This window comes from Pseudomonas sp. stari2 (genome assembly GCF_040760005.1).
Lineage (GTDB): Bacteria > Pseudomonadota > Gammaproteobacteria > Pseudomonadales > Pseudomonadaceae > Aquipseudomonas.
Map to the genome: position 1 here is coordinate 565,737 of NZ_CP099760.1, position 24,525 is coordinate 590,261.

The following is a 24,525-nucleotide window of genomic DNA, read 5'->3' on the forward strand; positions in this document are numbered from 1 at the left end:
CCGCGCCCCTATAATGGCTGCCTTTTTCGCCCAATGATTTTGCGGAGCTGGTGATGGCCGAACGTAAGGCGTCTGTCGAGCGCGACACTCTGGAAACCCAGATCAAAGCCTCGATCAACCTTGATGGCACCGGAAAGGCCCGATTCGATATCGGTGTTCCTTTTCTTGAGCACATGCTGGATCAGATCGCCCGTCACGGGTTGATCGACCTGGATATCCAATGCAAGGGCGATCTGCATATCGACGACCACCATACCGTGGAAGACGTCGGTATCACCCTTGGCCAGGCCTTCGCGCAAGCCATCGGCGACAAGAAAGGCATCCGTCGCTACGGCCACGCCTACGTGCCGCTCGATGAAGCGCTGTCGCGCGTAGTGATCGACTTCTCCGGCCGTCCGGGCCTGCAGATGCACGTGCCGTACACCCGCGCCACCGTCGGCGGTTTCGACGTCGACCTGTTCCAGGAATTCTTCCAGGGCTTCGTCAACCACGCGCTGGTCAGCCTGCACATCGACAACCTGCGCGGCACCAACACCCACCACCAGATCGAAACCGTGTTCAAGGCTTTCGGCCGCGCACTGCGCATGGCCGTCGAACTGGACGAGCGCATGGCCGGCCAGATGCCTTCGACCAAGGGCGTGCTGTAATGCAGACGGTTGCAGTCATCGATTACGGCATGGGCAACCTGCACTCGGTGGCCAAGGCCCTCGAGCACGTCGGCGCCGGCAAGGTGTTGATCACCAGCGATGCGGACGTGATCCGCGAAGCCGACCGCGTGGTTTTCCCCGGCGTCGGCGCGATTCGCGATTGCATGGCGGAGATCCGTCGCCTCGGTTTCGACTCGCTGGTACGCGAAGTCAGCCAGGATCGCCCGTTCCTCGGCATCTGCGTTGGCATGCAAGCCTTGCTCGACACCAGCGAAGAAAACGACGGCGTGGATTGCATCGGCCTGTTCCCGGGCGCGGTGAAGTTCTTCGGCAAAGACCTGCATGAAGACGGCGAGCACCTTAAAGTCCCGCACATGGGCTGGAACGAAGTGAAGCAGTCGGTGGATCACCCGCTTTGGCACAACATTCCGGACCTGGCGCGTTTCTACTTCGTGCACAGCTACTACATCGCCGCCGGTAATCCGCGCCAAGTGGTCGGCAGCGGTCATTACGGTGTCGATTTCGCCGCAGCGCTGGCCGAAGGTTCGCGTTTCGCCGTGCAGTTTCACCCGGAGAAGAGCCATACCCATGGCCTGCAATTGCTGCAGAACTTCGCGGCGTGGGACGGTCGCTGGTAAATGGCCACCAAGAAAAAACCGCCGATCCTGACCCTCACGCCCGAGCAGGAAAGCGATGCAAATCGCAAGATCCAGCGGTTCATGGAGGATCGTTTCGAACTGGACCTGGGTTCGTTCGAGGCGGCGGAAATTCTTGAGCTGTTTACCCGCGAAATTGCTCCGCACTATTACAACAGGGCGATTTTCGATGTGCAGACCCAGCTCAAGGAGCGGTTTGAAAGCATCGAAAGCGACCTGTGGGCGCTCGAGAAAAACTGATTTCCGAGCCAAGCTGAACATTCAAATTTGAAGGTTTGCCAGATGCTGATTATTCCCGCTATCGATCTTAAAGACGGTGCCTGCGTACGTCTGCGCCAGGGCCGCATGGAAGATTCCACAGTGTTCTCCGATGACCCGGTGAGCATGGCTGCCAAGTGGGTGGAGGGCGGTTGCCGTCGTCTGCATCTGGTCGATCTGAATGGCGCTTTCGAAGGTCAGCCGGTCAACGGCGAAGTGGTGACTGCGATTGCCAAGCGCTATCCGACCCTGCCGATCCAGATCGGCGGCGGTATTCGTTCGCTGGAAACCATCGAGCACTACGTCAAGGCCGGCGTGAGCTACGTGATCATCGGCACCAAGGCTGTGAAGAATCCGGCGTTCGTCGCTGAAGCCTGCCGCGCCTTCCCGGGCAAGATCATCGTCGGTCTGGATGCCAAGGACGGTTTTGTCGCCACCGATGGCTGGGCTGAAATCAGCACCGTGCAGGTCATCGACCTGGCCAAGCAATTCGAAGCCGACGGCGTGTCCTCGATCGTTTATACCGACATCGCCAAAGACGGCATGATGCAGGGCTGCAACGTACCGTTCACTGCTGCTCTGGCTGCTGCCACGAAGATCCCGGTGATCGCTTCCGGCGGCATTCACAACCTGGGTGACATCAAGTCGCTGCTTGACGCCAAGGCGCCAGGCATCATCGGCGCCATCACCGGCCGGGCGATCTACGAAGGCACCCTCGACGTCGCCGAAGCGCAAGCTTTCTGCGATTCGTATCAAGGCTGAGGACTGACCATGGCGCTGGCCAAACGCATCATCCCTTGCCTGGACGTGGACAACGGCCGGGTCGTCAAAGGTGTGAAGTTCGAGAACATCCGTGACGCCGGCGACCCGGTGGAAATCGCCCGTCGCTACGACGAGCAGGGTGCCGACGAGATTACCTTTCTCGATATCACCGCCAGCGTCGATGGCCGTGACACCACGCTGCACACCGTCGAACGCATGGCCAGTCAGGTGTTCATTCCGCTGACCGTCGGCGGTGGCGTGCGCACCGTGCAGGACATTCGCAACCTGCTCAACGCCGGTGCGGACAAGGTGTCGATCAACACCGCTGCCGTGTTCAACCCGGAATTCGTCGGCGAAGCGGCGCAGCATTTCGGCTCGCAATGCATCGTCGTCGCCATCGACGCGAAGAAGGTCTCGGGACCTGGCGAAACCCCGCGCTGGGAGATCTTCACTCACGGCGGTCGCAAACCGACCGGCCTCGACGCGGTCGAGTGGGCGAAGAAAATGGAAGGCCTGGGTGCCGGTGAAATCCTCCTGACCAGCATGGATCAGGACGGCATGAAAAACGGCTTTGACCTCGGCGTGACGCGCGCCATCAGCGATGCGCTGGGCATTCCGGTGATCGCTTCCGGCGGCGTCGGCAACCTGCAACATCTGGCTGACGGCATTCTTGAAGGTCACGCCAGCGCAGTACTGGCAGCGAGTATTTTCCACTTCGGCGAATACACGGTTCAGGAAGCCAAGGCTTACATGGCTCACCGCGGCATCGTAATGCGTTAAACAACCATACAGGCCAGTGGACAGCATGGCGTACCCAAGGCACTCTTGGGCACGCCATGGATTTCGGTAGCCCGACATGATCAAACGCCTGCTTCTCGCTCTCGCCAGTGCCTCCGTGTTGTTGATCAACGCTGGCCACGCCGAAGAAAGTCCCGACACCGATCTGGTGCTCCTCACCGAAAACTTCCCGCCGTACAACATGGCGAAGAACGGCAAGAATTTCGCTCAAGACGAAAACATCAACGGCATCGCCACTGACATCGTGCGCGAGATGTTCAAGCGTGCCGGCATCACTTACAGCCTGACCCTGCGCTTTCCTTGGGAGCGGGTCTACAAGCTGGCACTGGAGAATCCTGGTTATGGCGCGTTCGTCATGGCGCGCCTGCCGGATCGCGAGACGCTGTTCAAGTGGGTCGGCCCCATCGGCCCGGATGACTGGGTCATGCTGGCCAAGGCCGACAGCAAGATCACCCTCGAAACCCTGAATGACGCACGCAAATACAAGATCGGTGCCTACAAGGGCGATGCGATTGCCGAGACTCTGACCAAGCAGGGCCTGAAACCGGTGGTAGTTTTGCGTGATCAGGACAACGCCAAAAAGCTTGTCAGCGGCCAGATCGACCTGTGGGCCACCGGCGATCCTGCCGGGCGTTATCTGGCACGGCAGGATGGCGTGACCGGCTTGAAAACCGTGCTTCGCTTCAACAGCGCCGAGCTGTATCTGGCGCTGAACAAGGATGTGCCGGACGAGGCCGTTGCGAAGTTGCAGGCTGCGCTCGATCAGATGCGCAAGGACGGCGTGGTCGACGAGATCATGGGACGATATTTGTAACAGTGGGCTCCTCACCCATCGGCTGCGAGACGGTATCGACATTGTTGCTTTCGCTGTCTGAACGGCTTTCGCTTGCTTGCGGCTCTTGCGCCAGTTGTGGAGTGAAAATCAGCGTGCTATCGGTTTCTGGCGGATATTCGGTCAGATACAGGCTTTCGTCATCGGTGTAACCGATGCTGACCGCCACTGGCGTACCATCCGCACGTTTCAGCGTGTAAAAGCTCTGTATTTGATAGATCGCCACGGCCTTGCTTTTGGCTGCCATGGCGACGATGTCCAATGGGCGAGAATCATTCCAGCCGCTGGAAGATTTCTCGGAGTAAGTGAAGTCCTTGTACAAATGAGCCGAGAACCTGATGGGCCGGACGCCGCTCGCCCCCTTCTCCGACCACACCGTCGCAATTTCGATAGAGCTGAGGCGGCTGAAAATGTGCAGCATCTGTGCATTTTGAGCCCGGAGTGCTCGCCACTTGAAAGGTCGCGGTTGGTCACTGGTGTTGTGTCCATGTCCCACCAGCACATATTGATCCGTCCGCTCCAGACGGTAGAAAGGGGATGTACGCAACTGCTCGCCTGGAGGCAAGTGATCGGTCACGGTGAACCAGGGAATGCGAACAGTTTGAGTGAGTTTGGAGGGTTCCAGTTCTGAAGGTGCTTCATACCCCGATAGCTTTGGAGCCTCCGGGGCTGATGCTGACTGGCGAGGGATCTGCATCCGTAATGCGTAAGCGGCGGATGTAGCGGGTCTGGAATGGCTCTGGACACCGAAAAACGTCCCCGGTGCAAAGTAGATTTCACCAGCGGCAGCCTGCGGAGGATCAATGTTCCAGGCGCTGAAATTCTGCCTGGCGCCACTGCCTTTATCGTTCCAGATCAGGCCGCCGATCCCTGTGGCAATGACCAGGTCTTCCCGGACACAGCGGACCGCATTGAGTAATGGCTTGTCACGACCGTTGGAACAGACAAGCCCCATGGCCACGTAGCCGGCAGGAGGGATCGGGCGCCATACCGTGCAGTCGGCGGCGGCGCCGGAGTTGGAGTCTCTCCAGACTCTTTCATAGTCTGTGGGCGGGCTGAGTGCCCTGCCTTGGGAAGCATCCTCACTTTGCGGCTCGCCTTCGCAGACGACAGCCATGATTCTGTTTCCATTGACATTGTCGTATCCGGTCACCGCCAGATCCCCCAGAGGAAAATATCCTGGCAGCAGATCAGGGGCGGGGGTCGGGCGCCAGAAACTACCGACAGAGGAGCCCGAGCCCCGACTGTCCCATATCCTGTGAAACTCGCTGGTGAAATTGATCAGCAGATTGCCGAACTTTATCGATTCCATTTGCTCGGCCGGAAATGTGTTGCTGTCGTTGCTAGTCATAGTCAGTCCTGAAGTTTGAAAGGCGACTCGTGGAGGTCGCTGACACTTGCAAGGCTGACTATCCCGACTGGGCCAAGTCTTCTGGCGGTAACTATGTGTGACGGTTGTTTCAGGGCATTTATCGGTAGACACCGTCTTTGCCATGAGCGGCCGTGGCGCGATTGCTGCGCACACTGATCATCTGCTTGATGTCGATCCACTCGATGCCTTGAGCTTTCAACTTCGGCAGCTCCCGCTCCAGCACCGCCAGCGTCTGTGGATAAGGATGGCCGATCATCACCGCCGAACCCTGTTTGCGCGCCAGGTTGATCGCGGTCTGCAACTGGCTGTAGATCGCCGCTTCGGTGCGCTCGTCATCGAGAAACACGTCCCGCGAAACGCTTGCCAGATCGATCTTCTGTGCCTGTTGCGCAGCGACCGTTTGCGCGCTGGTGCGGCTGTCGACGAAGAACTTGTGGCGGCGCTGCAACTCACCCATCAACCATGCCATCGCCACAGGTTGTGCGGTCATGCGACTGCCCATGTGGTTGTTGATGCCTGCGGTGTACGGGACCATTTTGAATGCAGCGTTCAGCCGTTTCTCAAGTTCTTCGATGGGCAGTTCAGGATGCCAGGCAAACGGGCCGGTGGCCGGGTCCATCGGCATGTGCAGGATCACGATCTTGCCGGCGCGATGGGCTTCGCGGGCAAATTCGGTAGCGTGCGGGGTGTCGGGCATGATCGCCGTGGTGACCGGTCCGGGGAGGGCCAGCACACGACGATCCCGGGGCAGATTTTGCCCCAGGTCGTCGATGATCAGTGTCAGGTAGGCTTTTTGTGGTGTTGGTCTGGCGGGCTCTGCGTGAGCAGCCCCCACCAGACAGCACAGCAGGACAAAGACGAAACGCAAAGACATCCTCAACGGCCGGACGTGATGCTCAGGCCTTTGAGCAGGCTCAGGGCCTGGGCCAACTGGTAATCGTCATCCTGCGGCATGGCTTTCGGTTTGCCGCCGGAGCCGGTCGGTTTGTCCGCGCCGCCGTTGCCGTTGCCCAAGTGACCCTGCAGGTCGGCTTCCTTGAAGTAGTCGCCGTCCGCCTCGTTGGTGATCTTGGCCTTGCGCACTTCGATGTCCGGGACGATGCCCTGGGCCTGGATCGAGCGGCCGTTCGGCGTGAAGTACAGCGCGGTGGTGATCTTCAGCGCCCGGTCGTTGTTCAGCGGCAGCACGGTCTGCACCGAGCCTTTGCCGAAACTGGTGGTGCCCATGACCACGGCGCGTTTCTGGTCTTGCAGGGCGCCGGCGACGATTTCCGAGGCCGAGGCACTGCCACCGTTGATCAGCACAACCATCGGCACTGCTTCGCTTTCGTCCTTGCCGGTGGCGGAGAAACGCAGCTCGGAATTGGCGATCCGGCCCTTGGTGTAGACGATCAGGCCTTTGGTGATGAAGTGGTCGACCACTTCCACCGCCGCCTGCAGCACGCCGCCCGGGTTGTTGCGCAGGTCGAGAATGATGCCGTTGAGCTTCTTGCCGTTGTCCTTGCGCAGTTTGGCCAGGGCCTTGGAGACTTCCTCGCCGGTCTTGACCTGGAACTGGGTGATGCGGATCAGGCCATAACCCGATTCGAGCAGTTGCGCCTTGACGCTCTTCACCTGGATCACTGCGCGGGCCAGGGTCACGTCGAACGGCGTACCGCCGTCGCGGACCAGGGTCAGGGTGATTTTCTGGCCGATCTTGCCACGCATCTTGTCCACGGCTTCGGTCATGGTCTGGCCGCGGGTCGGCGCGCCGTTGATCTTGACGATGAAGTCGCCGGCCTGGATGCCGGCCTTCGATGCTGGCGTATCGTCGATTGGCGACACGACCTTGATGAAGCCGTCTTCCGAGCCGACTTCGATGCCCAGGCCGCCGAACTCACCGCTGGTGCTTTCCTGCAGCTCGGTGAAATCTTCCGGGCCGAGGTAGGCCGAGTGCGGGTCGAGGTTGCTGAGCATGCCTTTGATGGCATTTTCCAGCAGGGTCTTGTCGTCCACCGGTTCGACATAGGCGGCCTTGATCCGGTCCATGACCTCGGCAAAGGTGCGCAGCTCTTCCAGCGGCAACGGGGCCTTGGAAGTCGCGGCAGTGCCTGCCGGAGCGACAGCCGGAGCCGGTTGAGCGGCAAACGCCAGAGGCGCGCCGATCACCAGGGCGATCGTCAGGGCCAGCGAGGTAAGACGGGACAAATGCAGCATGTCGAACGAACTCCTAAAGTTGGTGACTCAACGCCTATCCTTGCGCGCGGCACCATTGCGCCGGATCACTCGGGTGACCCTGCTGACGAATTGCGAAATACAGCGCTGGTGTGTCCTGCCCACCACTGCTACCGACAGTGGAGATGGACTCACCGGCTTTTACCACGTCACCAGCCGACTTCAGCAGCGTCTGGTTATGACCGTAAAGGCTCAGAAAACCGTTGCCGTGGTCGAGGATCACCAGCAGCCCGGCACCGCGCAACCAGTCGGCAAACACCACGCGCCCGCCGTGTACGGCGTGCACCTGGCTGCCGGCGGAGGCGCTGATCATCACGCCATCCCACTTGGTTCGGGCATCGTCGCCACGGGTTTCACCGAAGCGTGCCAGCAGTCGACCATCAACCGGCCATGGAAGTTTTCCCCGGGTGGCAGCAAAAGGGCCGCCGAACGTCTCGCCGCTGCTGGAAACCAGCGCACCAGGTGTGGGTCTGGCTTGTTTGCGTGGGGCGTCGCTGGTGTCCGAGTCCGCATCGGCGCGGGCCTGGGCCTCACGCAAACGCTTTTTTTCGGCTTCCTGCTGGGCGATGAGCGCTTTCTGTCGCGCTTCTTCTGCCTCACGGGCCTGGCGGGCCAGGGTTTCTTCAATGGTTTTAAGGACTTTAGACAGGTCTGCCTGATCCTGCTCGCGGGCGGCCAGTTTCTGATCGCGTGCTTTCACGTCGTCGTTGAGCTTGGCCAGCACCTGCTGGCGCTCCTTGCGGACCTTGTCGAGTGCGTCGCGCTGGGTATCCAGGTCGCTTTTCTGCACCAGCAACTGGGCTTGCTGGGCCGAGATGTCTTTTTCGACATTGGCCAGCTGGCGCAGGGTTTCGTTGAAATTCTTCAGCTGTTCCAGGCGGGCCTGGCTCAGGTAGTCGTAATAGGTGAGGGTGCGGGCGAATTTCTCGGGATTCTGCTGATTGAGCAGCAGCTTGAGGTATTCCTGCCGACCGTTCTGGTAGGCCGCGCGGGCCTGGATGGCAATCAGTCGTTGCTGTTCAGTGCGCGCGCTCTGGAGTTTTTTTTTCTCCGCATCGAGCCGCTGCAGCTCGGATTCGCTCTTCTTCAGCTCTTTTTGCAGGGCGTCGACCTGTTTCTCGAGATTGCCCATCTCGGTTTCGGTGCCCTTGAGCTCTTTCTGTACGCCGGATTTTTCTTCCTGGAGCTTGCCCAGCAGCTTTTTCAGCTCGGCGATATCCTGACGCGTGGCTTCCAACTGTTGTTGGGTTTGCGCACGCTCGTCAGCGAAGGCCGGTTGGAGCAGGCATGTCAGAGCGAGGGCGATCAGGACGCGGAGCATAGGGGCGGGCGGCACCAGGGTAAAGGACGGCCTAGTATGCCCGCCCCACGCGGCAAAAAAAACGCCTCAAAGCCAACTGCTTTGAGGCGTTCGTCATAAAAAGCCGTTTCAGGCTGATTACAGGGCGTTTTTGATATCAGACCAGAATCGAAGTGCCAGTCATTTCCACTGGTTTTTCCAGGCCCAGCAGTTTGAGCATGGTCGGCGCCACGTCCGCCAGTACGCCGCCTTCGCGCACCTTGAGGTCGCGTTTGCCGACGTAGATGAACGGCACCGGCTCGGTGGTGTGCGCGGTGTGCGCCTGGCCGGTGGCTTCGTCGGCCATTTGTTCGACGTTACCGTGGTCGGCGGTGATCAGCGCTTCGCCGCCGACCTTTTCCAGCGCTTCGACGATGCGGCCCACGCAGGTGTCCAGGCATTCCACGGCTTTCACCGCCGCCTCGAATACGCCGCTATGGCCGACCATGTCGCCGTTGGCGTAGTTGACCACGATCACGTCGTAACGCTGGTGCTCGATGGCATCGACGATGCGATCAGTGACTTCCGGCGCGCTCATTTCCGGCTGCAAGTCATAGGTGGCGACTTTCGGCGACGGGATCAGGATGCGTTCTTCGCCCGGGAACGGCTCTTCGCGACCGCCGGAGAAGAAGAAGGTCACGTGGGCGTATTTCTCGGTTTCGGCGATACGCAGTTGAGTCTTGCCGTTCTTCGCCAGGTAATCGCCGAGCACGTTTTCCAGGCTGCCCGGTGCAAAGGCTGCGGGTGCCGGGATGCTGGCGGCGTACTGGGTCAGGCCGACGTACTGCACTTTTGGCTGGCGTGCGCGCTCGAATTCCTTGAAACCGTCTTCGACAAACACACGGCTCAGCTCACGGGCACGGTCGGCGCGGAAGTTCATGAACACCACGGCGTCGCCGTCTTCAATTTTTACCGGTTCGCCGATGCTGGTGGCTTTGACGAATTCGTCGCTCTCGCCACGGGCGTAAGCGGCTTCCAGGCCTTCCTGAGCGGTGGCGGCGTTGAATTCGCCTTTGCCATCAACGATCAGGTTGTAGGCCTGGGATACGCGATCCCAACGGTTATCGCGGTCCATGGCGTAGTAGCGGCCGATGAGGCTGGCGATGCGGCCCTTGCCGAGGGCCTGGAAGGTCGCGTCGAGCAGTTCGATCGACGAAGCAGCGCTTTTCGGTGGCGTGTCACGGCCGTCGAGGAAGGCGTGCAGGTAGATTTTTTCGGCGCCACGCTTGAAGGCCAGTTCGGCCATAGCGATCAGATGGTCCTGGTGGCTGTGAACGCCGCCGTCCGACAGCAGGCCCATGAAATGCACGGCCTTGCCGGCGGCCACGGCTTTGTCGACGGCGGCGCAGATGGTCGGGTTCTCGAAGAACTCGCCGTCGCGGATCGCTTTGGTCACGCGCGTGAAGTCCTGATACACCACGCGGCCGGCGCCGAGGTTCATATGGCCGACTTCGGAGTTGCCCATCTGGCCGTCCGGCAGGCCGACGTCCATGCCGCTGCCCGAGATCAGGCCGTTCGGCACGGTGGCCCACAGGCGATCCAGCACAGGCTTTTTGGCCGCGAAGACGGCGTTGGATTCGGGGCTGTCGCTGTGACCGAAGCCGTCGAGAATCATCAGGACCAAAGGTTTAGGCGTGGTAGTCATGGAATCCACTCGTGGCTAATAAAGAAGAGGGCGATGGAAAAGGGAGTTGGAGTTTAAAGCGAAGTTCCGACCGCGTCACCGCCGGACGGGGTTTGGCCGACCATAGTGGCTGTGTATACTGGCCGACATTTTAACGCCCTGGAACCTCCTTCGATGGTTGCTCACCTGATTGAATTTGCCACTAACCACTACATTCTTGTCGGTATCTTCGTCGTACTGCTGGCATTGCTGCTGGCGCACACAGTGCAGGGCGGCGGTAAAAGCCTGAGCACGGGCGAGCTGACCGCACTGGTCAACAAGGAAGCCGGCGTGGTCGTGGACATCCGTCCGAGCAAGGAATACGCCGCCGGTCACATCGTTGGCGCGGTGAACATTCCCCAGGACAAGCTGGCCGCCCGTATCGGCGAGCTGGAAAAACACAAGGCCAAGACCATCATTCTGGTCGACGCCCTGGGCCAGACCGCCGGCACTCATGCCCGTGAACTGATGAAGGCCGGCTTCACCGCCGCCAAGCTGTCCGGCGGGATTTCCAGCTGGAAAGGCGACAACCTGCCGCTGGTGAAGTGATATGAGCGAAGTCATCGTCTACTCCAGCGATTACTGCCCTTACTGCTCGCGCGCCAAGTACCTGCTCGCGAACAAAGGCGTGGCCTTCGAAGAGATCAAGGTCGATGGCAAGCCGCAAGTGCGCGCCGCCATGGCCCAGAAGGCCGGACGCACGTCCGTGCCGCAAATCTGGATCGGCGACACCCACGTCGGCGGATGTGACGATTTGTACGCCCTGGAGCGCGCCGGCAAGCTCGACGCGCTGCTCAAGGCCTGACCTGCTGCACGCTCTACCGAACACCAAGAACCCTACAAGACCCGAGATCAGAAAGGATCTGAGATGACTGACCAACAGAACACTGCAGCCAGCGAAGAAGAAACCGCACCGCAATTCTCCTTGCAGCGCATCTACGTACGCGACCTGTCCTTCGAAGCCCCGAAAAGCCCGGCGATCTTCCGTCAGCAGTGGGACCCGGCGGTCGGTCTGGATCTGAACACACGTCAGAAGGCGCTGGAAGGCGATTTCTACGAAGTCGTGCTGACCCTGTCCGTTACCGTGAAAAACGGTGAAGAAGTTGCCTTCATCGCTGAAGTGCAACAGGCCGGTATCTTCCTGATCAAGAACCTGGACGCGGCTTCGATGAGCCACACTCTGGGTGCGTTCTGCCCGAACATCCTGTTCCCGTACGCTCGCGAAACCCTGGACAGCCTGGTGACCCGTGGTTCGTTCCCGGCGCTGATGCTGGCCCCGGTGAACTTCGATGCCCTGTACGCGCAAGAGCTGCAGCGCATGCAGGAAGCCGGCGAGACCCCGACCGTTCAGTAAGCGGTCGATACAACAACGAAAAAAGCGCCGTTACAGGCGCTTTTTTCTTGGGCGATCGTATGGCGTTACTTGAAGTCGTTCTGCCGCCACGCTTCATACACGGCCACTGCCACTGTGTTGGACAGGTTCAGGCTGCGGCAACCCTCGCGCATCGGCAGGCGCAGGCGTTGTTCGGCGGGCAGGGCGTCCAGCACTTCAGGCGGCAGGCCACGGCTTTCCGGGCCGAAAATGAAGGCATCGCCGGGGACGAACGCGGCATCGTGAAACGGTCGCGAACCCTTGGTGGTGAAGGCGAACAGCCGAGGGTGGCCGAGGCTTTCCAGGCAACTGGCCAGGTCGGCGTGGCGTTGCAGAGTGGCATACTCGTGATAGTCGAGACCGGCGCGACGCAGACGCTTGTCATCCATCTCGAAGCCCAGCGGTTCGATCAAATGCAGGTGGCAGCCGCTGTTGGCGCACAGCCTGATAACGTTACCGGTGTTCGGTGGAATTTCCGGTTGAAAAAGGATGACGTGAAACATGCACGGCTCCGAAGGTAAAGATGACGCGCATTCTACGCCGCAAGCCGACCCGCGTTCGAAACTATTCCTGCGGGTAATGGCGTCACTGGCGATCGTCGGTGTGATGGTCGGGATGATGATCGGCCGCTTGACCACGCCTGACCCGAGCGTCTTGCAGCAGGTCGAGGTGATCGATGGGGGGCTGGCGGTCTGGTTCAACAACGAGCCGAAGCTGCACGGCGAGATCGTCGATGGCAGCGTTGCTTTGCTGTTCGAGGCCGAAGGCAAGGTGCAGAAAGGACAGCTCAAGTTCAACGGCAAAGACGTGAACTGGCGGACGCGGTTGAGTGACGGGGGATTGTTGCTGACGCTGGTGGCGGCGCGGCCACTGCAGGGCGACTGGGCCGGCCAGGCGGTCGATGACCGCTGGCGGCTGGAGATCCATCTCCGGGAGCAATAAAAGAGGGAATCCCCGGCCTGCCTGTACCAAGGTTCCCGAAACGGGTGGGCTCATCGCATCGCGTTCTGAGCCGGTGTAAAGAAGGAGCCCCTGACCTGCCTGTATCAAGGGTCCCAAAAGGGTGGACTCGATGAGTCCGGTGTAAAGAGGGGAATCCCCGGCCTGCCTGTACCAAGGCCCCCGAAAGGGTGGGTGAATCGAATCACCTGATGGAGTTATTGCAGGGGGCGTGCCAGGTTTTCTCGTTTTGAAACAATAAAGCCCGACACAATGACGAAGGCCCCGTAATACGGGGCCTTCGTCTTTCCACAGGATGGAATTTTCAGGGGGTTTCAGTGCAAGCCTGAGCCGGTGGCCGTGCCCGATTACGGGTCACGGTGCCTTTCGGCGGTGCAGACTGGCGCTCAATCTCAGCCTTCATCACCCTCGTCGTCATCCCCGCCATCGACCTTCATGCCGAGCTCCTTGATCTTGCGGGTCAGGGTATTGCGGCCCCAGCCCAGCAGCACCGCAGCATCACGACGACGCCCGGCGGTGTGCTTCAACGCCGTCTCGATCATGATTCGCTCGAACGCCGGCACCGCGCTGTCGAGCAGGCTCGACTGGCCGCGCGCCAAAGCCTGATCGGCCCACTGACGCAGCGCCTGTTCCCAGTTGGTCACCGGTGCGGAGTCCTGCGGCAGGCTCAACAGTTCCGGCGGCAGGTCGCTGATGTGCACCTCGCGCCCGGACGCCATCACCGTGATCCAGCGGCAGGTGTTTTCCAGCTGACGCACGTTGCCCGGCCATGGCAGGTTTTTCAGGTATTCCTCTGTCTCGCTTTTCAGCAGCTTCGGTTCGACCGCCAGTTCTTGCGCGGCGCGGCTGAGGAAGTGCTTGGCCAGGGTCGGGATGTCTTCGCGGCGATCCGACAGGCGCGGGATGTGGATGCGGATCACGTTGAGGCGGTGGAACAAGTCCTCACGGAATTTCCCGGCGTGAACCAGAGTTTCCAGATTCTGGTGGGTTGCAGCGATGATCCGCACATCGACCTTGACCGGCACATGCCCGCCAACGCGATAGAACTCGCCATCGGCCAATACCCGCAACAGTCGGGTCTGGGTGTCTGCCGGCATGTCGCCGATTTCATCGAGGAACAGCGTGCCGCCGTCGGCTTGTTCGAAGCGGCCGCGACGCAGGTTGGCCGCGCCGGTAAACGCGCCTTTCTCGTGGCCGAACAGCTCGGATTCCATCAGGTCTTTCGGAATCGCCGCCATATTCAGCGCGATGAACGGCGAGGCCGCGCGCGGGCTGTGGCGGTGCAGGGCGTGAGCCACCAGTTCTTTACCGGTGCCGGATTCGCCGTTGATCAGCACGGTGATGTTGGAGTGGCTCAAGCGCCCGATGGCGCGAAACACTTCCTGCATCGCCGGTGCTTCGCCGATGATTTCCGGGGTGCGGGTCAGGGTCGGCGCGACCTCCAGGCCCTGTTGTTCCTGGGCGTGCTGATTGGCGCGTTTGACCAGCGACACCGCTTCGTCGACATCGAACGGTTTTGGCAGGTACTCGAAAGCGCCGCCCTGATACGAGGCGACAGCGCTGTCCAGATCGGAGTGAGCGGTCATGATGATGACCGGCAGTCGGGGGTGTTGCTCGCGGATGCGCGCCAGCAAGTCCAGGCCACTGGCGCCGGGCATGCGGATATCGGAGATGATCACATCCGGCTGCTGGCGGGCCAGGCGGCTCATCACGCCATCGGCACTGTCGAAGCTCTGGGTGGTCATGCCTTCCTGTTGCAGGGCTTTTTCCAGAACCCAACGGATAGAACGGTCGTCATCGACGATCCACACTGTTTCACTACGGCTCATGTCGATGTGGCTCCTTGTTCCAGTGGCAGAAAGATCGAAAACGTGGTGTGGCCTGGATGGCTGTCACACTCGATCAGGCCCTGGTGCTGGCTGATGATGTTCTGGGTGATGGCCAGGCCCAGCCCGGTACCGTCCGGACGGCCGCTGACCATGGGAAAGAAAATGGTTTCCTGGAGTTCCGTCGGGATCCCCGGGCCGTTGTCGATGATCTCGATCTTGGTCACCAGGCGATGGCGGATGTGGCCGATGGTGAACTGGCGCATGGCGCGGGTGCGCAGGCTGATGCGGCCCAGGCGCAGCTCGTTCTGGCTGCTGATCGCCTGCATCGCGTTGCGCACGATGTTCAGCACGGCCTGAATCATTTGCTCGCGGTCGATCAATACGTCGGGAATGCTCGGGTCGTAATCGCGCACCAGCGTGATGCAGCCCTGGCTTTCGGCCTCGACCAGTTGGCAGACACGCTCCAGCACCTCGTGGACGTTGCACAGGGCCAGCGACGGCAGTTTGTTCGAGCCGAGCATGCGGTCGACCAGATTGCGCAGGCGGTCGGCCTCTTCGATGATCACATTGGTGTAGTCGCGCAGGCTGTCTTCCGGCAGCTCTCGGGCCAGCAATTGCGCTGCGCCACGAATACCGCCCAGCGGGTTCTTGATCTCGTGGGCGAGGCCGCGCACCAGCATCTTGCTGGTTTCCTGTTTGGACAGTTGTGCCTCTTCCTTGGTGATCCGCAGCAAGCGATCACGGGGATGCACTTCCAGCAACAGCAGGGTCGCGCCGTTGCTGAGGATCGGCGTCACCGCATAGTCCACGGTGAGTGTCTGGCCGGTGAGGGCGGTGAGCATTGCTTCGCGCTTGGTGAACGGATGCGCCTGTTCCACTGCCTGGCGCAACGAATTGAGCGCCTCGGTGGACTCGGTGAACAGCTCGCTGATGAACTGGCCATGGCTGCGCTGACCGCTGATGGCCAGCAGCATCTCCGCCGCCGGGTTCATGTACTCGAGGCGCAATTCGGCATCGAGCAGGATGGTGGCGGTGGTCAGGTTGTCGAGCAACAAACGGTGGAGTGCGTCGCTTATGGTCATCAGGACCTCTTTTGGAGCAAGGCGTGCGCAAGGAACCAAGCGCCGATATCAGGAAAATGCAAAAACCAAACCAAGGCTCCGAAAAGAAGCGTTCGCCCCCTGAAACGGGCGTTTTACGCTCGTTTGCGTGGCGATCCGCCAGCCCTGTCGGGTACTTTTGAACCAAAATGGGTTGCAATGTGGGTAGGGTGCAGACTGCCGCACCAATATAGTGCGCAAAGCTGAACGGCGTTAGAAGAAACGCAGGAAGGGATTTTTCGGTTCGACGGGTTTGTCCTTCAGCGGGCATTCGGGGCGGACGCCGTAGTCGTCGGTGGAGCAAGGTTTGACCTGGCGTTTCTGTGCCAGCGAGATGCGCTGCATGTGGAACGGCTGATTGGCTGTGCGCTCGACGATACGATCCTGTGCGTCGAGGATCTCCACCGACAGGTTATGGCTGCCGCGATCGATATTGCTCAGCGGGAATACCGGGCTCAGGCCGGGCTCGCCGGTGGCTTGGCCGTCCAGCAGCAGGCGATAGCGATGACCTTTTTGCAGGCCAGGTTCGCTGGTGATGCTGACGATCAATTCGCCGGCGCTGCTGCGGATGGTGGCGTCCGGCTCGGGGACCAGCACGCGTAGCATGTCGTAGCGGAACAGCGGTTGCTCCGGTGATTTTTTAGCCGTGATGATGGGCGCCGCCCCGGTCGGGTTCGAGGCCATGCGATTGCTGGTGGCCAGCGGTACACGCTTGGCATTGCCTCGTGGTTGGTCGGTGTAAACCCGGTTGCCCTGCGAATCGACATAAGTGAAGACCTCGGCAGATGCGCCGAACGCAAACAGGGCCAGACACACAGCGATCAATCTGCGAGTCATGGCTTGTGCACCCGTTGCACAGTGAGGACCACAGCCGGACTCTGTTGAATGATCGCCTCGCCATCGATCACCTGAACCGCCAGCCGATGTTCGCCCCGGTCAACGTTCACCAGTTGCAGGATCGGCACGTTGCTCGGCTGGCCATAAGGCGCGTTGTCCAGTAGCAGGCGCAATTGATGTGGTGGTTGCAGGCGCGGCTCGATCTGCACGCTGACAGTGAACGTGCCGTTGTTGGCGCGCAGAGCCTCTTCAGTGGGCAGGCCGGTCAGTTCCAGCACGTCATAGGCATTGCGCGCAGGTGCACGGCCGGCCGTGTCTGATGACGGCGCACTCGGTGCCTGAGGCTGGACGCTATTGAGCGGCGGCAACTCCACCGGCCGCGCCTGCACCCCGTCTGGCGAGTGATCGCTGTACACCGTGTTGCCGTTTGCGTCGGTGTATTTGTAGATCTGCGCAGCGGCGGGCAGGGCGATCAGCAGCAGGATGTAGAGAAAGGTGCGACCCATGAAATCGACCGGAAAAGAAAACGATGGGTTGCAGCATAGGCCAGGGACGGCTTTTAGCCCAACCGGGACAACATCCGTTCATACAAACGCCCCGGATTTACTGTGAGGTGCTCGGCGTAACCACATTTTTACGGGCGCCGGACAGGGAACCGGCCTTGTAGTGCTCGATGAAGAGCAGCACACCATTGGCGTCGACTTCGCGCAACTCGCCTTCCTTCTTGTCTTCAGCGAAGTGGACGCTCCGGCTGTGGCCATTGTCCGTCTTGGTCACCCAGAGGCCTTCGCGTTTGCCATCGCGATATTCGCCGCGCTCGGTAGTACCACGGAGAGTCAATTCACTGGGGCCGTTGAGTTGGCCGTGGGCATAGGTCTGGAATCCTGTGGCGACCCATTCCAATTCGTCGTAGTTGTGAAGCTGCCAGCGGCCCTCGCGCAAGTCATTGTGGTAGTCACCCTCCAGAATTTGACCATCCTGGTACAGACTCCACTGTCCCTCTCGTTTGCCCTCTACGAAATTGCCGGACTCCGAGTATTTTTCGTCTTTGGAGGACGACCACGGACCGATTCGCACACCTTGCTTGAAAGCCCCTTGGGCCGAGATCGATACGGAATCATAAGACACTGACTGGCCGTCTTCGCCGCCAGTGAATCTGGTCGGTTCGGTTTCCCAGGCAATGCGCCTGACCCGGTAGTTGTAGAGCGTGCGGTTACCCTCGACGAGGGTCTTGTCGAGCCAGCGCCAGAAGGTAACGGTGAGAAACCGGCCGTCTTTTTCCTGGTAGGTCTTCTTGAAAAAGTACGGCTCGTCATCTGGCGTCGGGTTGTTCAGTGGGTCGTAGTACTGGCCGTAATAGCTCACCAGTTTCCCTTGGCTGAGATCGAGCTGGTCGAATTCCGGTATACCGGACTCTTCAAGGAGGAGGCTGTAGTTGAGCGGGGTGATCTGGCTCAGCGCTTTCTTGATGGTCAGGGCGTCGAGGTGCTTGTGGCCTTCAGTGATACGGTCCAGCGCTGGCTGCAGTCGCGTGACGCGGCTATAGAGTTGATCGTTGGTGTTGTACTTGTAGGCGTAGATCCTGTAGCCGTCGCTTTGCCGAAAAAGCACGAAGCGAATGGGATCCTCACTGTCGAGCGACATGAGAAAAACCGACTCGATACTCGCCTGGCCGAAGTCATCAAGCAATTGCGGACGTTCGCCCGGTGTCTTGCAACGGCAGTAATAGCCTTTGACACCGCGGGCTTCCTTGATGAACGCCAGGGTCATCGAGCTCTCCTGCAAGCCCTGAATCAGCGGGTGAGCCAGCGGCTTGTTTTCATAGAACTCGGCAGCGCCGGCTGTCGAGCAGGCGAGACCGGCCATCAGGGCGATAACCCGTAACCACTTCATGCGAATCCCTTCGTCAAGGCGCCGGTCATGGCGCGAAAGCGGCGGATTATCCATGGATGAGCGGGCACAAAAAAGGCCTCCCGAAGGAGGCCTCTCTTTTGTCACGCCGCGTAGCGCAGCGCTACCGGATCAGCAGCTGTAGTACAGCTCATATTCCAGTGGGTGTACGAAGGTGCGAACCTTGATTTCTTCTTCGGATTTCAGCGCGATGTAGGCATCGATGAAGTCGTCGGAGAACACGCCGCCCTTGGTCAGGAACGCGCGGCCCTTGTCCAGCTCTTCCAGGGCTTCTTTCAGGCTGCCGCAAACTTGCGGGATCTCTTTCGCCTCTTCAGGCGGCAGGTCGTACAGGTTTTTGTCGGCAGCATCGCCTGGGTGGATCTTGTTCTGGATACCGTCCAGACCGGCCATCAGCAGTGCTGCGAAAGCCAGGTACGGGTTGGCAGCCGGATCCGGGAAACGTGCTTCGATACGACGGCCGCGTGGGCTGTTGACGTAAGGAATACGGATCGAGGCGGAACGGTTGCGAGCCGAGTAGGCCAGCATCACCGGAGCTTCGAAACCTGGCACCAGACGCTTGTAGGAGTTGGTGGCCGGGTTGGTGAAGCCGTTCAGGGCCTTACCGTGCTTGATGATGCCGCCGATGAAGTACAGGGCGGTTTCGGACAGGCCGGCATAGCCTTCGCCAGCGAAGGTGTTCTTGCCATCTTTGGCGATGGACATGTGAACGTGCATACCCGAACCGTTATCGCCGTACAGAGGCTTCGGCATGAAGGTCGCGGTGCGGCCATAGGCATCGGCCACGTTGTGTACAACGTATTTCAGAGTCTGAACTTCGTCAGCTTTCTTCACCAAGGTGTTGAACTTGACACCAATTTCGTTTTGACCGGCAGTCGCCACTTCGTGGTGGTGAACTTCAACGGTCTGACCCATCTCTTCCAGTGCGTTGCACATGGCGGTACGGATTTCGTGGTCGTGGTCGAACGGCGGAACCGGGAAGTAGCCGCCTTTCACGCCTGGACGGTGGCCCTTGTTGCCGCCTTCCACGTCCTGGTCGGACATCCACGAGCCTTGCTCGGAGTAGATCTTGAACATCGAGCCGGAGATGTCGGACTTGAACTTCACTTCGTCGAAGATGAAGAACTCAGGCTCTGGACCGGCGAATACGGTGTCACCGATACCGGTGGTCTTCAGGTATTCCTCGGCGCGGTGGGCGATGGCGCGCGGGTCGCGATCGTAACCCTGCATGGTCGAAGGTTCGATGATGTCGCAGACCAGGATCAGGGTCGGCTCTTCGGTGAACGGGTCCAGAACGGCGGTTTCGTCGTCCGGCAGCAGGATCATGTCGGAGGCTTCGATGCCTTTCCAGCCAGCGATGGAGGAACCGTCGAACATCTTGCCAACTTCGAAGAAGTCGTCTTCCAGCGCATCGCGAGCCGGCATGGTCACGTGGTGCTGAGTGCCTTTGGTGTCCGTGAAGCGCAGATCAATCCACTTGACGTCATGATCTTTGATGAGTTGAACCGACTTCGACATAGTGTCCTCCGGGTGGCTTAGGGCTGGTAGTGGATGCCCTTAAATGTTGGTGATGCCGGCGCGAATACTCTGCCAAGGCAACCTGCCTCACAAGGGAGCAAATTGCATGCCAGTGCCCCAGCATGGGTTTTTTGCCCCAAATTCACGCTTATTAAGGTACGAAACGCATAAAGGCTGAAAATCTCGCCCTTTAATGTAGCGCCACAAGCCGAAAACGACCCGTTTTGGTGCATGCAAAACCTTCTGCACATTAACTGGTTAAACCTTGAGCAATTTCCGCTATAATCCGCGCCCCCCTTTTTCGGCTGGCCCAGCGCGCGCTGTTTTCATGAAACTAATCGTAAAAGTCTTCCCCGAGATCACCATCAAAAGCCGACCTGTCCGGACGAAATTCATCCGCCAGCTGGCCAAGAACATCCGCACCGTGCTCCGCGACCTGGACCCGGCCGTGGTGGTGAACGGCGTGTGGGACAATCTCGAGCTGGAAACCCGCGTAACCGATCCCAAGGCCCTGAAAGAGATGGGCGAGCGCCTGACCTGCATGCCGGGCATCGCGCACTTTCTGCAGATCGACGAGTACCCGCTGGGCGACTTCGACGACATCACCGAGAAGTGCAAGCAGCACTATGGCGATGCACTGGCCGGGAAGATTTTCTCGGTGCGCTGCAAACGTGCGGGCAAGCATGCATTCAGCTCGATGGACATCGAAAAATACGTCGGCAGCAAGCTGCGCCGTGAGTGCGGTGCCGCCGGAATCGACCTGAAAGCGCCGGAAATCGAAGTCCGCATCGAAGTTCGCGACAAACGGTTGTTTGTTATCCACAGCCAGCACAATGGCATCGGCGGCTACCCGCTTGGTGCGCTGGAACAGACGCTCGTATTGATGTCCGGCGGCTTTGACTCGACGGTTGCCGCCTACCAGATCATGCGTCGTGGCCTGATGGCGCACTTCTGCTTCTTCAATCTGGGCGGTCGTGCCCACGAATTGGGCGTGATGGAAGTCGCGCATTTCATCTGGAAGAAGTACGGCAGCTCGCAACGCGTGCTATTTGTCAGTGTCCCGTTCGAAGAAGTGTTGGGCGAAATTCTCGGCAAAGTCGATAACAGTCATATGGGCGTCGTATTGAAGCGTATGATGTTGCGCGCGTCCTCGGCCATCGCCGAGCGTCTGCACATTGATGCGCTGGTCACCGGTGAGGCGATCTCCCAGGTGTCGAGCCAGACGCTGCCGAACCTGTCGGTGATCGACTGCGTGACCGACAAACTGGTCCTGCGCCCGCTGATCGTCGCCCACAAGCAGGACATCATCGACACGGCCAACGAGATCGGCACCGCCGATTTCGCCCGGCACATGCCGGAATACTGCGGGGTCATTTCGGTCAATCCGAAAACCGCCGCCAAGCGTGGTCGCGTTGAGCACGAAGAGCAGGAATTCGACATGGCGGTGCTTGAGCGTGCGCTCGCAAACGCCAGACTGGTGCCGATCGATCGGGTGATCGACGAATTGGGCCAGGATTTGCAAATCGAAGAAGTCAGCGAAGCACTGGCCGGCCAGATCGTCATCGACATCCGTCACCCGGATGCCGCCGAGGATGAGCCGCTGGAGCTCGAGGGCATAGAAGTACAGACGATGCCGTTCTACGCAGTGAACGCTCGTTTCAAGGAGCTGGATCCGACTCGCCAGTACCTGCTGTATTGCGACAAAGGCGTGATGAGTCGCCTGCATGCTCACCATTTGCTCAGTGAGGGGCATGCCAATGTGCGCGTTTATCGACCGAGCTAAGTGCCCGGGGCTGTTTGCCTGTGGCCTGCGTCACCGGCCCCCCGACACCGCCGTCAAGCTGTAACGGCCATGCCGGACACTACTGCTAATCGCTGCCAAGACTTGTCAGCAAACCGAATCCTCTGATCGAGATACACAAGTGATCGAAAATCTACGCAACATCGCCATCATTGCCCACGTTGACCATGGTAAGACCACCCTGGTAGACAAACTCCTGCGTCAATCCGGCACCCTGGAGCGCAACGAGCTCAACGACGAGCGCGTGATGGACTCCAACGACCAGGAAAAAGAGCGCGGCATTACCATTCTGGCGAAAAACACCGCCATTAACTGGAACGGCTACCACATCAACATCGTGGACACCCCGGGCCACGCCGACTTCGGCGGCGAAGTTGAGCGCGTAATGTCCATGGTTGACTCCGTGCTGCTGCTGGTCGACGCTCAAGACGGCCCTATGCCGCAAACCCGTTTCGTGACCAAGAAGGCTTTCGAAGCCGGCCTGCGTCCAATCGTGGTCATCAACAAGGTTGACCGTCCGGGCGCGCGTCCTGACTGGGTTCTGGACCAGATCTTCGATCTGTTCGACAACCTGGGCGCTACCGAAGAACAACTGGACTTCCAGGTTGTTTACGCTTCGGCCCTGAACGGTATCGCCGGTCTGGACCACACCGCCATGGCGGAAGACATGACCCCGCTGTACCAAGCGGTTGTCGACCACGTTCCAGCTCCGGCTGTTGACCGTGACGGTCCGTTCCAGATGCAGATCTCCGCTCTGGACTACAACAGCTTCCTGGGTGTTATCGGTGTTGGCCGTATCGCTCGTGGTCGCGTCAAGCCGAACACTCCGGTTGTGGCTATCGACGCCAACGGCAAGCGCCGCAACGGCCGTATCCTGAAGCTGATGGGTCACCACGGTCTGCACCGCGTTGACGTTGAAGAAGCAGCGGCCGGTGACATCGTCTGCATCAGCGGTTTCGACGAGCTGTTCATCTCCGACACCCTGTGCGACATCAACAACGTCGAGGCGATGAAGCCTCTGACCGTTGACGAGCCAACCGTTTCCATGACCTTCCAGGTAAACGACTCGCCATTCTGCGGTAAAGAAGGCAAGTTCGTGACCTCCCGTAACATCAAGGATCGTCTGGACAAAGAGCTGCTGTACAACGTTGCACTGCGCGTTGAAGAAGGCGACTCGGCTGACAAGTTCAAGGTATCCGGCCGTGGTGAGCTGCACCTGTCGGTACTGATCGAAACCATGCGTCGCGAAGGCTTCGAGCTGGCCCTGGGCCGTCCTGAAGTGATCATCCGTGAAGTTGACGGCGTGAAGCAGGAACCGTTCGAAAACGTAACCATCGACATCCCTGAAGAATCCCAGGGCAAGGTCATGGAAGAGATGGGTCTGCGTAAAGGCGACCTGAGCAACATGGTGCCGGATGGCAAAGGCCGTGTTCGTCTGGAATACAACATCCCTGCTCGCGGTCTGATCGGTTTCCGTAACCAGTTCCTGACCCTGACCAACGGTGCTGGCATCCTGACCTCGATCTTCGACCGTTACGCTCCAGTGAAGTCGGGCCACATGTCCGGCCGTCAGAACGGCGTTCTGGTTTCGGTTGAAACCGGCAAGGCGCTGACCTACTCCCTGGAAACCCTGCAGGCTCGTGGCAAGCTGTTCGTAGAACACGGCCAGGAGATCTACAACGGTCAGATCGTTGGTCAGAACTCCCGCGACAACGACCTGGGTGTGAACCCAACCAAAGGCAAGAAGCTCGACAACATGCGTGCTTCGGGTAAAGACGAAACCATCGCTCTGGTCCCACCTGTTCGCTTCACTCTGGAACAGGCTCTGGAATACATCCAGGAAGACGAGCTGTGCGAAGTTACTCCTAAGTCCATCCGTCTTCGCAAGAAGATCCTGGACGAAAGCGAGCGTACCCGCGCTGCCAAGAAAGCCAAGGCGTAATTTAGTCCAGGCTTAAAAAAACGCCCCCGGTCGAGAGACCGGGGGCGTTTTTGTTTGTCTGGGCTTTTTTGATATCTCGTTCCCACGCAAAGCGTGGGAACGATCAGATCAGAACTTCTCGATCGACCGCGAATTCTGCACCCGCTCCACTTCCTTCGGCTTGTACGCGCAATATCCCGGGCGCGGGCCGATCTTCGGGTGGTTGCGGCAGGTGTCCGGGCGCTTGTCATAAATGGTGCACAGCCGGCTCTTACGATCCAGGTAGTAGCAATCGTTGTTGCTCATGCGCTGCAGGGTGAAGATCCCCGACTTCTGGTTGAAGCGTTCCACCAGGCCTTCCTTTTGCAGGCGCTTGGCGATGTTCTTCGGCGGGTCGCCCAGTTCGAATTCGTCGACCACACCGATTCGCACCAGATCCTTGATCTTGACCTCGACCGGCAGCGTGCAGCAGCTGGAAACGCACGAGCCGCACATCGGGGCCGAATATTTGGCCCAGGTATCGAGACGGTCGATCTCGGCTGCGGCGATCAGGTTGGGCTTCATCATCGGGGTTTACCAGGCGTGTGCATCAGGGCGCGCGATCATACCGGGACTGGTGGATTTTTGAACAACCTTTCGCCAGATTTTTTCTTTCTGTCATCACTGGGGCAGACAATTCGGCACGGCCCCTGCATTCATTCAGGCATTCGCCAGGGTATTGCCGGACGAACGCTC

General features: G+C 59.7%; 25 protein-coding genes. 12 read left to right on the forward strand and 13 right to left on the reverse strand.

What is annotated here, in order from left to right:
- Positions 1 to 53: 53 nt before the first annotated feature.
- From hisB to NH234_RS02570, 6 genes are all read left to right on the forward strand, one after another.
- A complete protein-coding gene (gene hisB, locus NH234_RS02545) occupies positions 54 to 647 on the forward strand; it encodes an imidazoleglycerol-phosphate dehydratase HisB (RefSeq protein WP_039764670.1) in 594 nt (197 codons plus the stop codon).
- Positions 647 to 1,285 (forward strand): imidazole glycerol phosphate synthase subunit HisH, encoded by a 639-nt coding sequence (gene hisH, locus NH234_RS02550; RefSeq protein ID WP_085712765.1) that lies wholly within the window; start codon positions 647 to 649, stop codon positions 1,283 to 1,285. Before hisB ends, hisH begins: the two co-directional genes overlap by 1 nt.
- Positions 1,286 to 1,543 carry a DUF2164 domain-containing protein gene (locus NH234_RS02555; RefSeq protein WP_085733286.1) on the forward strand — a complete coding sequence of 86 codons (258 nt, stop codon included), beginning with the start codon at positions 1,286 to 1,288 and terminating at the stop codon, positions 1,541 to 1,543.
- A gap of 42 nt (positions 1,544 to 1,585) precedes the next feature.
- The gene (gene hisA / locus NH234_RS02560) at positions 1,586 to 2,323 is read left to right on the forward strand and encodes a 1-(5-phosphoribosyl)-5-[(5-phosphoribosylamino)methylideneamino]imidazole-4-carboxamide isomerase (protein WP_085733285.1); all 738 of its coding nucleotides are present in this window, start codon (positions 1,586 to 1,588) and stop codon (positions 2,321 to 2,323) included.
- A gap of 9 nt (positions 2,324 to 2,332) precedes the next feature.
- On the forward strand, positions 2,333 to 3,103 hold the full coding sequence (gene hisF, locus NH234_RS02565; protein WP_007897430.1) for an imidazole glycerol phosphate synthase subunit HisF: 771 nt from the start codon (positions 2,333 to 2,335) through the stop codon (positions 3,101 to 3,103).
- Between the two features lie 76 nt (positions 3,104 to 3,179).
- A complete protein-coding gene (locus NH234_RS02570) occupies positions 3,180 to 3,935 on the forward strand; it encodes an ABC transporter substrate-binding protein (protein WP_085733284.1) in 756 nt (251 codons plus the stop codon).
- Here NH234_RS02570 and NH234_RS02575 read toward each other — a convergent pair.
- From NH234_RS02575 to gpmI, 5 genes are all read right to left on the reverse strand, one after another.
- Entirely contained in the window at positions 3,916 to 5,304 is a 1,389-nt protein-coding gene (locus tag NH234_RS02575; protein ID WP_367255570.1) for a Vps62-related protein, read from the reverse strand. The genes NH234_RS02570 and NH234_RS02575 overlap by 20 nt on opposite strands.
- Positions 5,305 to 5,422: 118 nt before the next feature.
- The gene (locus tag NH234_RS02580; protein WP_085733282.1) at positions 5,423 to 6,199 is read right to left on the reverse strand and encodes a divergent polysaccharide deacetylase family protein; all 777 of its coding nucleotides are present in this window, start codon (positions 6,197 to 6,199) and stop codon (positions 5,423 to 5,425) included.
- A 2-nt stretch (positions 6,200 to 6,201) separates the two neighbouring features.
- Complete coding sequence (locus NH234_RS02585; protein ID WP_085712771.1) at positions 6,202 to 7,521, reverse strand: S41 family peptidase; 1,320 nt, start codon at positions 7,519 to 7,521, stop codon at positions 6,202 to 6,204.
- 34 nt (positions 7,522 to 7,555) lie between these two features.
- Positions 7,556 to 8,860, reverse strand: a complete 1,305-nt coding sequence (locus NH234_RS02590; protein ID WP_367255571.1) for a murein hydrolase activator EnvC — start codon at positions 8,858 to 8,860, stop codon at positions 7,556 to 7,558.
- A 136-nt stretch (positions 8,861 to 8,996) separates the two neighbouring features.
- Positions 8,997 to 10,523: a 2,3-bisphosphoglycerate-independent phosphoglycerate mutase gene (gene gpmI / locus NH234_RS02595; protein WP_367255572.1), complete on the reverse strand. Its 1,527-nt coding sequence runs from the start codon at positions 10,521 to 10,523 to the stop codon at positions 8,997 to 8,999.
- Between the two features lie 153 nt (positions 10,524 to 10,676).
- Here gpmI and NH234_RS02600 point away from each other — a divergent pair, with 153 nt between their 5' ends.
- From NH234_RS02600 to secB, 3 genes are all read left to right on the forward strand, one after another.
- Positions 10,677 to 11,090, forward strand: a complete 414-nt coding sequence (locus NH234_RS02600) for a rhodanese-like domain-containing protein (protein WP_085702705.1) — start codon at positions 10,677 to 10,679, stop codon at positions 11,088 to 11,090.
- Between the two features lies 1 nt (position 11,091).
- On the forward strand, positions 11,092 to 11,346 hold the full coding sequence (gene grxC, locus NH234_RS02605; RefSeq protein WP_085712775.1) for a glutaredoxin 3: 255 nt from the start codon (positions 11,092 to 11,094) through the stop codon (positions 11,344 to 11,346).
- A gap of 63 nt (positions 11,347 to 11,409) precedes the next feature.
- Entirely contained in the window at positions 11,410 to 11,895 is a 486-nt protein-coding gene (gene secB, locus NH234_RS02610) for a protein-export chaperone SecB (protein WP_085733279.1), read from the forward strand.
- 65 nt (positions 11,896 to 11,960) lie between these two features.
- Here secB and NH234_RS02615 read toward each other — a convergent pair whose 3' ends face one another.
- Positions 11,961 to 12,416 (reverse strand): tRNA (cytidine(34)-2'-O)-methyltransferase, encoded by a 456-nt coding sequence (locus tag NH234_RS02615; RefSeq protein ID WP_041071426.1) that lies wholly within the window; start codon positions 12,414 to 12,416, stop codon positions 11,961 to 11,963.
- On the opposite strand from NH234_RS02615, the gene NH234_RS02620 reads away from it, so the two are divergent.
- Positions 12,415 to 12,855, forward strand: coding sequence for a hypothetical protein (locus tag NH234_RS02620; RefSeq protein ID WP_085733278.1), 441 nt, complete (start codon positions 12,415 to 12,417; stop codon positions 12,853 to 12,855). The two genes, NH234_RS02615 and NH234_RS02620, sit on opposite strands and share 2 nt — an antisense overlap.
- A 410-nt stretch (positions 12,856 to 13,265) precedes the next feature.
- Here the strand turns inward: NH234_RS02620 and ntrC are convergent, their stop codons facing one another.
- From ntrC to glnA, 6 genes are all read right to left on the reverse strand, one after another.
- Positions 13,266 to 14,702 carry a nitrogen regulation protein NR(I) gene (gene ntrC / locus NH234_RS02625; RefSeq protein ID WP_007952518.1) on the reverse strand — a complete coding sequence of 479 codons (1,437 nt, stop codon included), beginning with the start codon at positions 14,700 to 14,702 and terminating at the stop codon, positions 13,266 to 13,268.
- On the reverse strand, positions 14,699 to 15,784 hold the full coding sequence (glnL, locus tag NH234_RS02630; RefSeq protein ID WP_085733277.1) for a nitrogen regulation protein NR(II): 1,086 nt from the start codon (positions 15,782 to 15,784) through the stop codon (positions 14,699 to 14,701). Before glnL ends, ntrC begins: the two co-directional genes overlap by 4 nt.
- Before the next feature lie 231 nt (positions 15,785 to 16,015).
- Entirely contained in the window at positions 16,016 to 16,639 is a 624-nt protein-coding gene (locus tag NH234_RS02635; RefSeq protein ID WP_367255573.1) for a DUF4124 domain-containing protein, read from the reverse strand.
- Positions 16,636 to 17,145, reverse strand: a complete 510-nt coding sequence (locus NH234_RS02640; protein WP_367255574.1) for a DUF4124 domain-containing protein — start codon at positions 17,143 to 17,145, stop codon at positions 16,636 to 16,638. Before NH234_RS02640 ends, NH234_RS02635 begins: the two co-directional genes overlap by 4 nt.
- 97 nt (positions 17,146 to 17,242) lie before the next feature.
- The gene (locus tag NH234_RS02645; protein WP_367255575.1) at positions 17,243 to 18,532 is read right to left on the reverse strand and encodes a toxin-antitoxin system YwqK family antitoxin; all 1,290 of its coding nucleotides are present in this window, start codon (positions 18,530 to 18,532) and stop codon (positions 17,243 to 17,245) included.
- A 129-nt stretch (positions 18,533 to 18,661) separates the two neighbouring features.
- Entirely contained in the window at positions 18,662 to 20,068 is a 1,407-nt protein-coding gene (gene glnA / locus NH234_RS02650) for a glutamate--ammonia ligase (RefSeq protein WP_085712782.1), read from the reverse strand.
- A 328-nt stretch (positions 20,069 to 20,396) separates the two neighbouring features.
- Between glnA and thiI the strand changes: the two genes are divergently transcribed.
- Entirely contained in the window at positions 20,397 to 21,851 is a 1,455-nt protein-coding gene (gene thiI / locus NH234_RS02655; protein WP_085733273.1) for a tRNA uracil 4-sulfurtransferase ThiI, read from the forward strand.
- A 139-nt stretch (positions 21,852 to 21,990) separates the two neighbouring features.
- Positions 21,991 to 23,811 carry a translational GTPase TypA gene (gene typA, locus NH234_RS02660; protein WP_085733272.1) on the forward strand — a complete coding sequence of 607 codons (1,821 nt, stop codon included), beginning with the start codon at positions 21,991 to 21,993 and terminating at the stop codon, positions 23,809 to 23,811.
- A 108-nt stretch (positions 23,812 to 23,919) separates the two neighbouring features.
- Here typA and NH234_RS02665 read toward each other — a convergent pair whose 3' ends face one another.
- Positions 23,920 to 24,357: a YkgJ family cysteine cluster protein gene (locus NH234_RS02665; RefSeq protein ID WP_007961740.1), complete on the reverse strand. Its 438-nt coding sequence runs from the start codon at positions 24,355 to 24,357 to the stop codon at positions 23,920 to 23,922.
- Positions 24,358 to 24,525 lie beyond the last annotated feature (168 nt).

Coding starts and splice junctions, on each gene's coding strand:
- NH234_RS02635 (WP_367255573.1), bottom strand. CDS start 16,639: ATGACTCGCAGATTGATCGCTGTGTGTCTGGCCCTGTTTGCGTTCGGC.
- NH234_RS02615 (WP_041071426.1), bottom strand. CDS start 12,416: ATGTTTCACGTCATCCTTTTTCAACCGGAAATTCCACCGAACACCGGT.
- hisH (WP_085712765.1), top strand. CDS start 647: ATGCAGACGGTTGCAGTCATCGATTACGGCATGGGCAACCTGCACTCG.
- glnA (WP_085712782.1), bottom strand. CDS start 20,068: ATGTCGAAGTCGGTTCAACTCATCAAAGATCATGACGTCAAGTGGATT.
- gpmI (WP_367255572.1), bottom strand. CDS start 10,523: ATGACTACCACGCCTAAACCTTTGGTCCTGATGATTCTCGACGGCTTC.
- hisF (WP_007897430.1), top strand. CDS start 2,333: ATGGCGCTGGCCAAACGCATCATCCCTTGCCTGGACGTGGACAACGGC.
- grxC (WP_085712775.1), top strand. CDS start 11,092: ATGAGCGAAGTCATCGTCTACTCCAGCGATTACTGCCCTTACTGCTCG.
- secB (WP_085733279.1), top strand. CDS start 11,410: ATGACTGACCAACAGAACACTGCAGCCAGCGAAGAAGAAACCGCACCG.
- NH234_RS02590 (WP_367255571.1), bottom strand. CDS start 8,860: ATGCTCCGCGTCCTGATCGCCCTCGCTCTGACATGCCTGCTCCAACCG.
- NH234_RS02640 (WP_367255574.1), bottom strand. CDS start 17,145: ATGGGTCGCACCTTTCTCTACATCCTGCTGCTGATCGCCCTGCCCGCC.
- hisB (WP_039764670.1), top strand. CDS start 54: ATGGCCGAACGTAAGGCGTCTGTCGAGCGCGACACTCTGGAAACCCAG.
- NH234_RS02585 (WP_085712771.1), bottom strand. CDS start 7,521: ATGCTGCATTTGTCCCGTCTTACCTCGCTGGCCCTGACGATCGCCCTG.
- NH234_RS02620 (WP_085733278.1), top strand. CDS start 12,415: ATGCACGGCTCCGAAGGTAAAGATGACGCGCATTCTACGCCGCAAGCC.
- NH234_RS02580 (WP_085733282.1), bottom strand. CDS start 6,199: ATGTCTTTGCGTTTCGTCTTTGTCCTGCTGTGCTGTCTGGTGGGGGCT.
- NH234_RS02555 (WP_085733286.1), top strand. CDS start 1,286: ATGGCCACCAAGAAAAAACCGCCGATCCTGACCCTCACGCCCGAGCAG.
- NH234_RS02645 (WP_367255575.1), bottom strand. CDS start 18,532: ATGAAGTGGTTACGGGTTATCGCCCTGATGGCCGGTCTCGCCTGCTCG.
- NH234_RS02600 (WP_085702705.1), top strand. CDS start 10,677: ATGGTTGCTCACCTGATTGAATTTGCCACTAACCACTACATTCTTGTC.
- ntrC (WP_007952518.1), bottom strand. CDS start 14,702: ATGAGCCGTAGTGAAACAGTGTGGATCGTCGATGACGACCGTTCTATC.
- NH234_RS02665 (WP_007961740.1), bottom strand. CDS start 24,357: ATGATGAAGCCCAACCTGATCGCCGCAGCCGAGATCGACCGTCTCGAT.
- NH234_RS02575 (WP_367255570.1), bottom strand. CDS start 5,304: ATGACTAGCAACGACAGCAACACATTTCCGGCCGAGCAAATGGAATCG.
- thiI (WP_085733273.1), top strand. CDS start 20,397: ATGAAACTAATCGTAAAAGTCTTCCCCGAGATCACCATCAAAAGCCGA.
- glnL (WP_085733277.1), bottom strand. CDS start 15,784: ATGACCATAAGCGACGCACTCCACCGTTTGTTGCTCGACAACCTGACC.
- NH234_RS02570 (WP_085733284.1), top strand. CDS start 3,180: ATGATCAAACGCCTGCTTCTCGCTCTCGCCAGTGCCTCCGTGTTGTTG.
- hisA (WP_085733285.1), top strand. CDS start 1,586: ATGCTGATTATTCCCGCTATCGATCTTAAAGACGGTGCCTGCGTACGT.